Source organism: Aurantiacibacter sp. KMU-128 (assembly GCF_056933515.1).
In genome coordinates this window covers 398489-410713 of sequence record NZ_JBXORT010000001.1, presented here as the reverse complement: position 1 = coordinate 410713, position 12225 = coordinate 398489, and the positions used below count along the sequence as shown (strand labels likewise).

Annotated in this window: 18 protein-coding genes and 1 pseudogene; 5 read left to right on the top strand and 14 right to left on the bottom strand. The window is 63.5% G+C overall.

The window, feature by feature from the left end:
- Positions 1-42: 42 nt before the first annotated feature.
- From ACS0VV_RS02150 to hisB, 11 genes and pseudogenes are all read right to left on the bottom strand, one after another.
- A pseudogene (locus tag ACS0VV_RS02150) lies at positions 43-495 on the bottom strand (ExbD/TolR family protein); the annotation flags it as partial.
- A gap of 2 nt (positions 496-497) precedes the next feature.
- The gene (gene tolQ, locus ACS0VV_RS02145) at positions 498-1205 is read right to left on the bottom strand and encodes a protein TolQ (RefSeq protein WP_483531095.1); all 708 of its coding nucleotides are present in this window, start codon (positions 1203-1205) and stop codon (positions 498-500) included.
- Complete coding sequence (locus ACS0VV_RS02140) at positions 1202-1657, bottom strand: YbgC/FadM family acyl-CoA thioesterase (RefSeq protein ID WP_483531094.1); 456 nt, start codon at positions 1655-1657, stop codon at positions 1202-1204. Before ACS0VV_RS02140 ends, tolQ begins: the two co-directional genes overlap by 4 nt.
- 86 nt (positions 1658-1743) lie before the next feature.
- Positions 1744-2121 (bottom strand): histidine triad nucleotide-binding protein, encoded by a 378-nt coding sequence (locus ACS0VV_RS02135; RefSeq protein ID WP_483531093.1) that lies wholly within the window; start codon positions 2119-2121, stop codon positions 1744-1746.
- Positions 2118-2438: a phosphoribosyl-ATP diphosphatase gene (locus tag ACS0VV_RS02130; protein WP_483531092.1), complete on the bottom strand. Its 321-nt coding sequence runs from the start codon at positions 2436-2438 to the stop codon at positions 2118-2120. The genes ACS0VV_RS02135 and ACS0VV_RS02130 overlap by 4 nt, the downstream gene beginning before the upstream one ends.
- 39 nt (positions 2439-2477) lie before the next feature.
- Positions 2478-2651 (bottom strand): PEP-CTERM sorting domain-containing protein, encoded by a 174-nt coding sequence (locus ACS0VV_RS02125; RefSeq protein ID WP_483531091.1) that lies wholly within the window; start codon positions 2649-2651, stop codon positions 2478-2480.
- Positions 2652-2755: 104 nt separating this feature from the next.
- Positions 2756-3520, bottom strand: coding sequence for an imidazole glycerol phosphate synthase subunit HisF (gene hisF, locus ACS0VV_RS02120; RefSeq protein ID WP_483531090.1), 765 nt, complete (start codon positions 3518-3520; stop codon positions 2756-2758).
- On the bottom strand, positions 3517-3705 hold the full coding sequence (locus tag ACS0VV_RS02115; RefSeq protein WP_483531089.1) for a hypothetical protein: 189 nt from the start codon (positions 3703-3705) through the stop codon (positions 3517-3519). The genes hisF and ACS0VV_RS02115 overlap by 4 nt, the downstream gene beginning before the upstream one ends.
- A complete protein-coding gene (gene hisA / locus ACS0VV_RS02110) occupies positions 3705-4430 on the bottom strand; it encodes a 1-(5-phosphoribosyl)-5-[(5-phosphoribosylamino)methylideneamino]imidazole-4-carboxamide isomerase (protein WP_483531088.1) in 726 nt (241 codons plus the stop codon). Before hisA ends, ACS0VV_RS02115 begins: the two co-directional genes overlap by 1 nt.
- Positions 4431-4584: 154 nt before the next feature.
- Positions 4585-5214, bottom strand: coding sequence for an imidazole glycerol phosphate synthase subunit HisH (gene hisH / locus ACS0VV_RS02105; RefSeq protein WP_483531087.1), 630 nt, complete (start codon positions 5212-5214; stop codon positions 4585-4587).
- Between the two features lies 1 nt (position 5215).
- On the bottom strand, positions 5216-5809 hold the full coding sequence (gene hisB, locus ACS0VV_RS02100; protein WP_483531086.1) for an imidazoleglycerol-phosphate dehydratase HisB: 594 nt from the start codon (positions 5807-5809) through the stop codon (positions 5216-5218).
- A 106-nt stretch (positions 5810-5915) separates the two neighbouring features.
- Here hisB and ACS0VV_RS02095 point away from each other — a divergent pair, with 106 nt between their 5' ends.
- Genes ACS0VV_RS02095 through gmk form a run of 3 tightly spaced genes read left to right on the top strand, consistent with a single transcriptional unit; the run spans position 5916 to position 7503 of the window.
- Positions 5916-6428 (top strand): SspB family protein, encoded by a 513-nt coding sequence (locus ACS0VV_RS02095; protein ID WP_483531085.1) that lies wholly within the window; start codon positions 5916-5918, stop codon positions 6426-6428.
- Between the two features lie 17 nt (positions 6429-6445).
- On the top strand, positions 6446-6802 hold the full coding sequence (locus tag ACS0VV_RS02090) for a hypothetical protein (RefSeq protein WP_483531084.1): 357 nt from the start codon (positions 6446-6448) through the stop codon (positions 6800-6802).
- Between the two features lie 50 nt (positions 6803-6852).
- Entirely contained in the window at positions 6853-7503 is a 651-nt protein-coding gene (gene gmk / locus ACS0VV_RS02085; RefSeq protein WP_483531083.1) for a guanylate kinase, read from the top strand.
- Here the strand turns inward: gmk and ACS0VV_RS02080 are convergent.
- Positions 7500-9860 (bottom strand): S8 family peptidase, encoded by a 2361-nt coding sequence (locus ACS0VV_RS02080; RefSeq protein ID WP_483531082.1) that lies wholly within the window; start codon positions 9858-9860, stop codon positions 7500-7502. The two genes, gmk and ACS0VV_RS02080, sit on opposite strands and share 4 nt — an antisense overlap.
- A gap of 188 nt (positions 9861-10048) precedes the next feature.
- Between ACS0VV_RS02080 and dapD the strand changes: the two genes are divergently transcribed.
- Both dapD and ACS0VV_RS02070 read left to right on the top strand, forming a co-directional pair.
- Entirely contained in the window at positions 10049-10888 is an 840-nt protein-coding gene (gene dapD / locus ACS0VV_RS02075) for a 2,3,4,5-tetrahydropyridine-2,6-dicarboxylate N-succinyltransferase (RefSeq protein ID WP_483531081.1), read from the top strand.
- A gap of 83 nt (positions 10889-10971) precedes the next feature.
- Entirely contained in the window at positions 10972-11133 is a 162-nt protein-coding gene (locus ACS0VV_RS02070) for a hypothetical protein (RefSeq protein WP_483531080.1), read from the top strand.
- An 85-nt stretch (positions 11134-11218) separates the two neighbouring features.
- On the opposite strand, the gene ACS0VV_RS02065 is transcribed toward ACS0VV_RS02070, so the two are convergent.
- Both ACS0VV_RS02065 and ACS0VV_RS02060 read right to left on the bottom strand, forming a co-directional pair.
- Complete coding sequence (locus tag ACS0VV_RS02065) at positions 11219-11470, bottom strand: SWIB/MDM2 domain-containing protein (RefSeq protein ID WP_483531079.1); 252 nt, start codon at positions 11468-11470, stop codon at positions 11219-11221.
- Between the two features lie 49 nt (positions 11471-11519).
- Entirely contained in the window at positions 11520-12134 is a 615-nt protein-coding gene (locus ACS0VV_RS02060) for a YbhB/YbcL family Raf kinase inhibitor-like protein (RefSeq protein WP_483531078.1), read from the bottom strand.
- Positions 12135-12225: the final 91 nt, after the last annotated feature.

The following is a 12225-nucleotide window of genomic DNA, read 5'->3' as shown; positions in this document are numbered from 1 at the left end:
GTCGCCGCTCTCGCTGGCATCTCCCGCGGGCATCGCCGCAGGTTCGGGCGCGCTGGTCGTAATCATCGAGATCGAGGTGAAACCAGCGCGATTCAGCTCGCCCATCACCGCCATCACGCGGCCATAGTCAATCTCGCGGTCCGCCCGCAGATTGACCAGCGGCGGTTCCCCGCCAGAGCCAGCAACAAGCGATTCGAGAAACTCGGGGAAGGAACCCGTTTCGACCCGCATACCCTCGATCTCGGTGGACTCCACGTAGATGAAGCCTTCGCGGTCGATGGTAACGCTAACCTGATCAGGCTCCTGATCCACCGGATTGGCGCGGCTCTCGGGCAGATTCACCGGCACCCCGGCAGCCAGCAGCGGCGCGGTGACCATGAAAATGATGAGCAACACCAGCATCACGTCCACAAACGGGGTGACGTTGATTTCCGCCATCGGCGCGCGCTTGCTTGCGCGGCCCCTGCGACGCGGGGAGGCGAGGCTCATCGCCATGGCTACACCGCCTCCATTTCGCGGCTGACTTGCGCGTGCACGCGGTCGGCAAAGCGGGTCATCCGCGCTTCAAAGCCGTTCACCGTGTGCGAGAGGCGGTTATAGGCGATCACCGCCGGAATGGCGGCGAAGAGGCCGATGGCGGTCGCAAACAGCGCCTCGGCAATGCCCGGTGCGACTACGGCGAGCGAGCTGTTCTGCTGGATGCCGATCTGGAAGAAGCTGTTCATAATGCCCCACACGGTGCCGAACAGGCCGACAAATGGCGCAACAGAGCCGACCGTAGCGAGAAAGCCGAGCCGGTCCGCCAATGCGTCGGCTTCGAATGCCACCTGCCCGTCCATCGCCTGCGCGATGCGCGCGCGTGCGGCGTCACGGTCTTTCAAACCCGCCTTGTGGCTGCGGCGGAATTCGTTGATCCCGGCAGCGGCGATGCGGGCCGAGGGATTATCCTTGCGCCCGCGACCATCGAGCAGCGCGTCGAGATTGGCGTCGCTCCAGAACTCGTCTTCGAACGCATTGCACTTGCGCTTCACATTGGCGATTTTCAGCGAGAAGCCGAAAATGATCGCCCACACCCAGATCGAGGCGAGGACAAGACCGACGATGACCGCCTGCACAACGATATCGGCAGCCATGAACAGCTCGACCGGGTCGAGCCGCGTCGGGGCGGCAGCGGTGGCAGCGGAAAGATTGGCAAGAAGGCTCATTCAGGGTCTTTCTGGACAAAGGTTGCGAAGGCCGCGCGCCACGCAGCGGGCTGACGCTGCGGGCGCCCTTCGGAAGAGAGGAAGGCGGCAATAATCCGGATTTCGGCGAGCAGTTCGTCACCGCGCAGAATACGTTGCAGCATATGGGCGCTAGCGGCGCGCAAATCGGTGCAGGTCGTTTCCACGCGCAGCACATCGTCAAGGCCAGCCGGACGCTTCCATTTGATGTTGGCTTCGGAGACAGCGTAGTAGCCTTCCCCCGCCTCCATCGCCGCGCGCTGGTCTATACCCAGCACACGCAACAGATCGCTGCGCGCGCGCTCTGCCCATTTGAGATAATTGGCGTGGTAGGCGATGCCGGACAAATCGGTATCCTCAAAGAAAACGCGCACCGGATAAAGGTGCCGCGCCCCGTCGATAAAGCCGGTGGGAGGATGCAATTGGTCGCTCATTGCTGAACGCCCGCTTACAGCGCAGTCGGGCGCAAAAAAAGAGGGTTAATCGGCAGAGCGAATCTTTGCTGCGGCAGGCGGAAGGCTCACCCCGCCAGCATCGGCCCCAGCGGGCCGCCGCCGAACAGGTGGACGTGCAGATGCGGCACTTCCTGCCCGCCATTGCGCCCGATATTGCCGAGCAGCCGGTACCCGCGCACCACCAACCCTTGTTCACGCGCGACATGGCCCACCGCGCGCACGAAACCGGCGATCTCCGCCTCGCTCGCTTTGGCGCTGAAATCGTCCCAGCTGACATATTCGCCCTTGGGGATCACCAGCAGATGCACCGGTGCCTGCGGGTTGATGTCGTGGAAGGCGAGCGCGTGATCGTCCTCATAGACCTTGTTGCACGGGATCTCCCCGCGCAGGATCTTGGCGAAGATATTCTCCGGATCATACGGCTTGGCCGGATCGACAGTCATGCGCTTTCCCCCCTTGCGGCTTTCTCGGCGAGGCCGGAAACGCCTTCTCTGCGCTCCAGTTCGGCCAGAACGTCGCTAAGCGCAATCCCTTTTGCGCCGAGCAGCACCAGCAGGTGGAACAGCAGATCGGCGGCCTCGCCAGTCAGATCGGCATCGCTGCCCACCAGTGCCGCGATGACGGCCTCGGTCGCTTCCTCCCCGAGCTTCTCGGCGATTTTGGGCAGGCCCTTGGCGTGCAGGCTGGCGACATAGCTGGCATCGGGCGCGGCGCGGAGGCGCTCTGCGATAATGGCTTCTAAACGGGTGAGAGTGTCCATGGCCACGGCCTTGCCACGGCGCGCCGGACAGTCAAGCGGTCAGTCGTCCCTGTCCGACCGGCGCGTTGACAAACGCCGCCCGACAATCACGCCAAGCACGCCGAGCGCGAACAGCGTGATGCTGTTGGCTTCAGGAATTTGTGCAAAGCCCTGCGCAGCTGCGGGGGAGGCAGCGATCAGCACCAAAGCGGCGGGGGGAAGCCAATGGATCATGTGTGGCAGAAAATCTGCCTTTTTGCCGCATTGCACAAGCGCGACGGGGGCTCTGTCCCGCCATGGGACTGGCAGACTGCGAAGGTGTAAATTGTCGTATCGAATCAGACGCCTCGCGCTGGCAATCCGGCAGCGCGCAAGGCCGCGTGCGCCTCGGCAATTGTGTACGTTCCGAAGTGGAAAATGCTTGCCGCCAGCACCGCGCTCGCACCGCCCTCGGTGACGCCGTCGACCAAATGCTGGAGATTGCCGACGCCGCCGCTCGCGACCACCGGAATGCTCACCGCATCGGCGATTGCGCGGGTGAGATCGAGATCGTACCCGGCCTGCGTCCCGTCGCCATCCATGCTGGTGACAAGCAATTCGCCCGCGCCCAGCTCGGCGAGCCTGACCGCGTGTTCAAGCGCATCGATCCCCGTCTCGCGCCGCCCGCCATGGGTGAAGATTTCCCAGCGACCTGGCTCGACCTTACGCGCATCGACGGAGGCGACCGCGCATTGGCTGCCCATCCGGTCGGCGATATCGGCCATGATTTCGGGACGCTTCACCGCGGCTGAGTTCACCGCGACCTTGTCCGCACCTGCCAGCAACAGCTTGCGCGCATCTTCCACGCTCGACACGCCGCCGCCCACGGTCAGCGGCATAAAGCACACTTCCGCCGTGCGCCGCACGATATCGAGCAGCGTCCCGCGCCCTTCATGGCTGGCGGAAATGTCGAGAAAGCAAAGTTCATCCGCCCTCGCCGCATCATAGGCCTGCGCCTGCTCGACAGGATCGCCCGCGTCTTTGAGATCGACGAAGTTGACGCCTTTGACAACGCGCCCGTCAGCGACGTCGAGGCAGGGGATGACGCGGATGCGGACGGTCACAACAAGGCCCTCGCCGCGAGATACCCATTGCCTATGGCAACGACCGATAACACGAACATCACTGCCCAGAATTTACCCGCACTCTCATCGCGAGTTCCGAAGAAGGTCACGCCTGTCTTCAAAGTCTGAAACACTGACACACCAAAGCCGACGGCAAGCGCGAGATGGAATAGCGCCTGCCACATCACCTATTCGCCATCGCAATCGCGGTCGCCAGATCGAGTCGGCCTTCATACAGCGCCCGCCCGGTAATCACGCCCTCGATCCCCTGATCGGCTTGCAGCGCGAGCATATGGATGTCGTCGAGCCCTTTCACCCCGCCGCTGGCGATCACCGGAATATCGACGCTGCGTGCCAGATCGACCGTCGCCTGCACATTGCAGCCTTTCAGCAGCCCGTCGCGCCCGATATCGGTGAAGAGCAGGCTGGCAACGCCCGCATCCTCGAACCGGCGGGCCATGTCGGTGACGGGAACGTCTGAAACTTCGGCCCAGCCCTCGGTCGCCACCATGCCATCGCGCGCATCCACGGCAACAACGATGCCGCCTTCCCATTCGCGCGCCATGTCCTTGACGAATTCGGGGTTCTTGAGCGCGGCGGAGCCCATCACGATGCGCGCCACGCCGAGATTGAACCACGCCTCCACCTGCTCCGCATTGCGGATGCCGCCGCCCAGTTGGACATAGCCGGGGAAGGCTTTGACAATCGCCTCCACCGCCTCGCGGTTCTTTGTCTCGCCCGCAAAACTGCCGTCGAGATCGACGACATGGAGATGCCCCGCCCCCGCCTTGGCAAAGATCAGCGCCTGCGCGGCGGGATCGTCCCCGTAAACGGTGGCGCGGTCCATATCGCCTTCGGCAAGGCGCACCACTTCGCCGTTCTTGAGGTCGATGGCGGGAAAAACGATCATATCCCTCTCCAACTGCGGCTAGGCGCCTTCGTCGCCAAGCCTTCGTATCCTCTCCCGAATTGGGAGAGGAGGAGCGCGGCCCAACTCCTCTCCCATTTCGGGAGAGGATAGCGCAGCTTGCCTGCTTGCAGGCTAGCGAAGCTTGGAGAGGGCCTCATGGCCGCCACTCCAGAAACCGCGTCAACAAATCCAGCCCGTAACGCTGGCTCTTTTCGGGATGGAACTGCACGCCGAGTATATTGTCGCGCGCCACCGCAGCGACAAGGCCGCCGCCGTGATCGGTCATCGCGGCGATATCGCCGCCATCCTCGGGCGTGAAGTGGTAGGAGTGGAGGAAATAGGCCTCGCCCGCCTCCATCACTGGGTGCGCCCGCGCGTGCGGGGTGAGCGCGACATCGTTCCAGCCCATATGTGGCACTTTGATCTGCGGATCGGTGCGCTCGATCAGCTTTACATCGCCCGCAATCCAGCCGAGCCCCTTATGCGTCCCATGCTCCAGCCCGTGCGTGGCGAGCAGCTGCATCCCGACGCAAATGCCGAGGAAGGGGACGCCTTTCTCGATGACCCGCTCTTCCAGCGCCTCGATCATGCCGGGGATCGCCCAAAGGCCCTTGCGGCACGCGCCGAAAGCTCCCACTCCGGGGAGCACGATACGCTGCGCGCCGCGCACGAGCTTGGGGTCGGCGGTGACCGCCACATGGCCCGCACCCGCCGCATTCAGCGCGTTGTAGACCGAGTGCAAATTACCCGCGCCGTAGTCGATAAGCGCAATTGCTTCCGACATATCAGCCGCCGAGTTGACCTTTGGTGCTGGGCACCGCGCCGCCTTTGCGCGGGTCAAGCTCTACCGCTTGCCGCATCGCGCGGGCAAAGCCTTTATACATCGCCTCGCAAATGTGGTGGTTGTTGCTGCCGTAGAGCAGCTGGCAATGCAGCGTCAGCCCCGCCGTTTGCGCGACGGAATGGAACCAGTGCTCGATCAGCTCTGTGTCCCATTCGCCCAGCTTTTCCTGCGTGAAGCGGGCTTTCCACACCAGATAGGGCCGCCCCGAGATATCGAGCACGACGCGCGCCAAGGTCTCGTCCATCGGCGAATGCGCTTCGCCGTAGCGGCCGATGCCGCCCTTGTCGCCCAGCGCAGCCGCCAGCGCCTGCCCCAGAGCCAGAGCGGAATCCTCGGTCGTGTGGTGCTGGTCGATATGCAGGTCGCCATCGACTTTCATGGTCACGTCGATCAGCGAATGGCGGCTGAACTGTTCCACCATATGATCGAGGAAGCCGATGCCCGTGCTGACATCATAGGCCCCCGTCCCGTCGAGATTGACCTCGACGAGGATGTCGGTTTCCTTGGTTTTTCGCTCTATCCGGCCTGTTCGCATGGGGAGAGCCTATAGGCCGACTCTTGCAGCGTGCAAGCCATCTGAAAGCCCGCATAACCGCCGATTGCCGCTTGACCTGAGCAATCGCCGCCGCCACCTAGCGCATATGAGCGACAACACGCCCGATAGCCTTATTCCCTATGACGAGATCGTGCAGGAAGCCCTGCGCGCGGTGGTCGGGCGCGTGCTCGGATCGGTGCAGGAGACGGGCGGATCGCTGCCGGGAACGCACCATTTCTACATCACCTTCAAAACCGGCGCGCCGGGGGTGGATATTCCCAAGTCCCTGCGCGAACGCTTCCCCGATGAAATGACCATCGTTTTGCAGAACAAGTTCTGGGATCTGGACGTGCGCGAAGACGGATTTTCTGTGGGGCTGAGCTTCAACCAGATCCCGTCAAAGCTGAACATTCCCTTCGCCGCGATCACTGCTTTCGTTGATCCGGCGGTCGATTTCGGGCTGCAATTCCAGGCCATGGTGGAGGACGACACGCCCGCCGAGCATGACGATGCAACCAATGACGGTTCCGGCGATGGGGATGGGCCCGATCTGGCTGATATCGCCACCAGCGAAGACGGCTCCAATGTCGTCACGGTCGATTTCGGGCGGAAGAAGTAGCAACGGAGTGTAAGGCGATGGCGAGTGCGGATGACCAGCGTGATGCGCCCGATACGGCGTCTCCGCTTGGCCCCAGCCCCAATCCGGACACCAATCTGCTGATTGCCGAAATCGTCCTCGGCGCTGTCACTTTTGTATCGCGCGAGGCAGCAGCGCGAGCCTTGCTCGGCCAACAATACTCGCAGGCCTTCGCAAAAAAGGCGATGAAAGACCGTTCCACAGCGCACCGCGTCACCCGCTTTGCCGCCACGCGGCTCGCGGCGCGATCATTGCCCGGTCTCGCGCTGGTGGGAACCGGCCTTGTCGCCAAGACGCTGTTCGATCGCAGCCAGCACAAGCGTAAAGCAAAGCGGATACCCAAAATCGGCGATTAACCGCGCATAGCAGCGAACGGCGCTTGATTTCGGGCCGCACGATACGGCACATGCGGACAATGGCACGATCGGACAATCTTCAACGCCGCGGACTGATGTTCATCCTCTCCTCGCCTTCGGGGACTGGCAAGACGACGATTGCCCGCCGCCTGCTGGCAGAGGACGCGGATATCGCCATGTCGGTATCGGTCACCACCCGCCCGCCGCGCCCGGGCGAGGTGGATGGCGTGGATTACCACTTTATCGACGAGGCCGAGTTCCAACGGATGGTCGAAGCGGGCGAGCTCGTTGAATGGGCCGAAGTCTTCGGCAACAATTACGGCACGCCCAAAGCGCAGATCAAGGCAGGCCTGAAGGAAGGCCGCGATTTCCTCTTCGATATCGACTGGCAGGGCACCCAACAGCTGTACCAGCGGATGGAGACGGATGTTGTCCGCGTGTTCCTCCTGCCACCGAGCATTGACGAGCTGGAGGAGAGGCTGCGCGGCCGCGCCACCGATAGCGATGCGGTAATCGAAAGCCGGATGGCACGGGCGAGGAACGAGATCAGCCATTGGGACGGCTATGATTATGTCGTCGTCAATGACGATATCGACGCCTGCTTCGCCAAGGTGCGGATGATCCTCGAAGCCGAGCGGATGCGCCGCGCGCGGCAGACGGGACTTGTCGACTTTACCCGCGATTTGATGCGCTCGGCCTAAAACGCGCGCGACCACCGGACGGCCACGCCGATATCGTCGGGCTGGCTGGCGAAATGCCCGGGCTGGTGGCGGTAGAACAGACTCGCACCGCCGAACCCGTCCAGCAACCGTCCGCGCCATGCCAGTTCGCCGGTCAGCTCGCGCCCGTCTGGCGATAGGCTGAGCGTGCGGATCGTATAGGCATCGGGTTGCAGCGTTTCGTAGCTGAAACTGCTCGGCAAAAGCAGGTTGATACCGCCATCGCTCACCCGCAGCGGCTGCGACAGGCGCAGCGCCAGCGTGTCGTCCGATGTTAGGAAGCCCCGACGTTCGACATCCATGCTCCAGCCATAGCTGGCCAGCCGCGACCCGTCGCCCACCAGCGGCGCATCGCGCAGCGACGTAAAACCGTGCCGCCAGCTTGCCCCCAGCCGCCAGTGCGGATCGATGCGCCAGCCGATATCGGCATCGGCAAACAGCGTGTCGCTGCCCGCAAGGCCGAACCCTTCGTGGAAGCGCGCACCAAGCACGGTCTGCTCTTCGGCGAGCCAGGTGAGGCTGAAGGCGGTTTCGAGCGTGCCCAGCCGACGGTCGAGCGCGAGGCCAAAGCTTGCCATGTCCTCGTCCAGCCGTTGCCCGCGTAACAACGCCGCGCGCCGCACGGTTGCGGCGGTATAGGTGGAGCCGCTTTCGGCACTCACGGTCAGGCCCCAGGGGCCCATCTGCTGGCGCACAGCAATCGCCGCATCGTGGCTTTCCAGTCCGCCGCTGTCACCGCGCGGAGAGCCGGCAATCATAAAGGCCGGGCGATCCTGCCCCTGCAAGCCCGCCACCACGCCATCCGCGCTCTGCCGGTAGCCGAAGGCCAGCTGCGTTTCGGGCGCGAGGTGCAGCGCAACCCGTGCCGCCAGCACCCGCGCGGTTTCGGCATCGGTGCCGGTCAGCTGTAATGGCTGCGGCCCGCGATCATCGATGGTGAAGGCGAGGCTCGCCCCGCCCGCCCTGCCGGATAGCGAGCGCGTCTGCCCACCCACCGCACCATGCAGGCGCGGGCGCAGTTCCGCGCTGCGCACCGTGCCGCCCAGATCGGTCTCAAACGCCCGCTGGTAACGGTCGGTCACCAGCGTGGGGAGCGAGGCCCTCGCCAGCGCATCGCCCATTGCGGGCGAGCCGACCACCGTGCTGTCTGGCAACGCGAGGCCGACATTCTGCCCAGCAATCGCGGTGGCCCCCAAGGGCCGGAACGCTGCTGCAATGTCGAGAATGCCGCGCCCGAACACCGGATCGGCCCCCGCTGCGCCCGCATCGAAGGCGGATTCGAGGAGAATCTCGGCAATCTGCCGCCCGGTGAGATGCGGAAACGCCTGCGCCAGCAAGGCGGCGGCACCGGCAACTTGCGGGGAGGCGAAGCTGGTGCCCGAAAACAGGAAGACAAAGCCCTCATCGTCCACGAACAGCTGGCCGTCCTGATAGACGCAGCAAATGCTGCTGCCTCTGGCGGACAAGAACCTGTCAGCATCAGGCCCGGCGCGGTTGGTGAAGTCCGAAACCGAATAGTCCTCGTCGACCGAACCCACGATGATCAGCCCGCCATCGCCCGCAGCGGCCAATTGTCGCCCGAAACCGTCCAGCTCCTCCATCCCGTCATTGCCCGAGGCAACGACGATCAGGACACCGGCATCGACTGCATTGATGACCGAGGTGCGCAACTGTGCGGAAATCCCGTCGGACCCGCCGAGCGAGATATTGATGACCTTCGCCCCGTTCGCCACCGCATGGTCGATTCCTGCAGCGATATCTCGGTCAAAAAAGGAGCATGTGAGGTCGGAAGATGCCCCGTTTTCCTGGCAGCTCCCCACCGAATCGGCACGGATGGCGAGGATCGTCGCATCGAAAGCGATCCCCAGAATGCCGGTATTGTCGCGCGCGGCGGCGGCGACAAGCGATACGAGTGTCCCGTGATCGTCCGGCGCTTCGAGCCCGCGATCCGCCACAATATCTATCGAGGCGGGGGAGAGGCGTCCGGCAAATTCCGGATTGTCAGGGTCAATCCCGGTATCAATCACCGCGATGGTGACGCTTTGCCCCGTTGCGCCTTGCGCCCAGGCGCTGGCGGCATTGTGCTGCGCAGGACCGTCTGACTGGCGGAATTCGCGGCTGTTGAACGCGGGCGGCACCGCCTGCACCGGAAAGCCTCCGACTGGCGGCGGCGTTGGTGTGGGCGTCGGCGTAGGTGTGGGAGTAGGCGTTGGTGTCGGCGTCGGCGTTGGCACGGGCGCAGGTCTGCTGATCGGCGGGCGCGCGCCTGCCCCGCCACCGCAGGCGGTCAGCGCCAGCAGCGCGGCCCCGGCGACACCGCAATGCCAGCTTCGCCACATTGTCGAAGATTCTAAACGTCCCAATCGCGACCCCGTCTTTACGGACCTACTGCCTGCCAGATATCGCCATAACCGGCAATGAACACGCAAAAGTTCCCCGCATCACCGCAGCCAAGCAGGCTTGTGCCGCCCTCTGCAAGTGGCTAGCCGAATGAGCGAACGTTCGCCGCAAGGGAAAGGCCGGTTACATGACCGCAGAATTGATCGCAGGTATCGAAGCCGCGTGGGAAGACCGCGCCAATGTCACCCCCGCCAGCACCGATGTGCGGCGCATGGTCGAAGAAGCGATCGAACTGCTCGACAAGGGTGCGGCGCGCGTGGCCGAACCGGTGGATGGTGGCAGTTGGCAAGTAAACCAGTGGCTCAAGAAGGCGGTGCTCTTGTCCTTCCGCCTGTCGGATAACCGCGTGATCGAAGGCGGCAGCGCCGGACATCCAGCCTATGACAAGGTGCCGAGCAAGTTCGCCGGTTGGGGCAAGGATCGCTTTGCCGAAGCGGGCTTCCGCGTCGTTCCGGGCGCGGTGGCGCGGCGCGGTGCTTACATTGCGCCGAACACGGTGCTGATGCCCAGTTTCGTCAATATCGGCGCCTATGTCGATGAAGGCACGATGGTGGACACGTGGGCGACGGTCGGCTCTTGCGCACAGATTGGCAAGAATGTGCATATTTCGGGCGGCGCGGGGATTGGCGGCGTGCTCGAACCGTTGCAGGCTGGCCCGGTGATTATTGGCGACGGTGCCTTTATCGGCGCGCGCGCCGAAGTGGCCGAGGGCGTGCGTGTCGGCGAAGGCGCGGTGCTGTCTATGGGCGTTTATCTGGGCGCGTCGACCAAGATCGTGAACCGCGAGACCGGCGAAGTCCATCGCGGCGAAGTGCCGCCCTATGCGGTGGTCGTTCCCGGCGCGTTGCCGGGCAAGCCGTTGGCTGACGGTACGCCGGGGCCGAGCCTGTATTGTGCGGTGATCGTCAAGACCGTTGATGCGCAGACCCGCTCCAAAACCGGCATTAACGAGCTGCTGCGCGACTAGCGTCCGCGTAGGCGGCCGGAACTTCAGGCTTCCCCGTCCGTAAATCCGGTTAGAACAACCGCAACGGACGGAAAGGCATAGCCATGAGCGAGCAAAACAAGGAACAGATCCACATCGAGGATGACGATGCGATGGCGGGCGAAAAGACCGGCCATGTCCGCTGGATACTGGCGGCGAGCTTGCTGGCGACAATCGGCATCCTATCGGCCATCTGGATTTTTGGCGCGTTTTCGCAAGGCGGCTGAGCCGGTCGTTTTGCGGCAATATAAAACGGGCGGGTAGCCGATTGGCCGCCCGCCCGCTTTTTGTGTCAGTCAGATGGCTGAGCTATCAGCTCATGTGCTTGGAAACAGCACCCGTCATCTTGAACATCGAGATCTGGTCATTGCCGATCACCGCGCCCAGCTTGGCGTCGGGATTGATCATGCGCTTGTCCTTGGAATCCTGCAGGCTGTTTGCCTTGATGTGATCCCACACCTTTTTGGTGACTTCAGCGCGGGTCATCGGGCCTTTGCCTACGACGGCCTCCAACTCCGATGACAGGTTCACCGGCTTGTTGAGAGCATTGTTCTTGGCAGCCATTGTTGAATTTTCCTTTCAGTCAAAAATGCCGGAGACGGGTCTATACGCTTCAATCGGCCTCGTCTTCGTCTTCCCAGTCGTAATCCCCGCCTTCTTCGCGGGCATAAGTTGCTGTAACCATTGCCAAGCCGATCACATGGCCATCCATGGCGGCGATCAGCTCCTCCCGATTCGCGCCTGGCATCAAGGTTAGCGGCAGATCGAGCGCGAAAAGCTGGAACACATAATCATGCGGTTCGTCGCCCGTTGGCGGGTCCGGCAGAAGCCATTCGGAATTGCCGAAGGCGTTCTTGCCGACGCGCGGCGGAGCCTCGCCTTCGAGCAGCTTGCCCCGCTGGCCGGGCAAACCCCAAACCAGCCAGTGGCAGAAGGGCTCCCCCGTCTGGAAATCGGCATCCTCGACGATCAGCACCAGTTCCATCGTGCCAGCAGGCGGCGCGGTCCATTCGAGCGGCGGGGCCACCGAATCTTCCTCGTCGGCGGTGAACGACGGATCGAGCTCTCCGCCCGCACGGAACGCGGCAGAGGACAGGGTGAAGCCGGATTTGCCTGCGACCTTCGCTGAACCGAGCCGCGCGGCGACTATCTTGCCATGGCCCGGCCGCAATTCGCCGGCGCCTTTACCCAAAGCGACGGCAAGCCATTGGGGGAGAGTGTCTGCCATGCGTAACATCCTGCAACTTGCGCGCCGCCCCTTCGCAGCGCCGGTAAGGTCGAATCTACAAGAGGCTCTGCCGCCTGCCCCGCGCCAATGC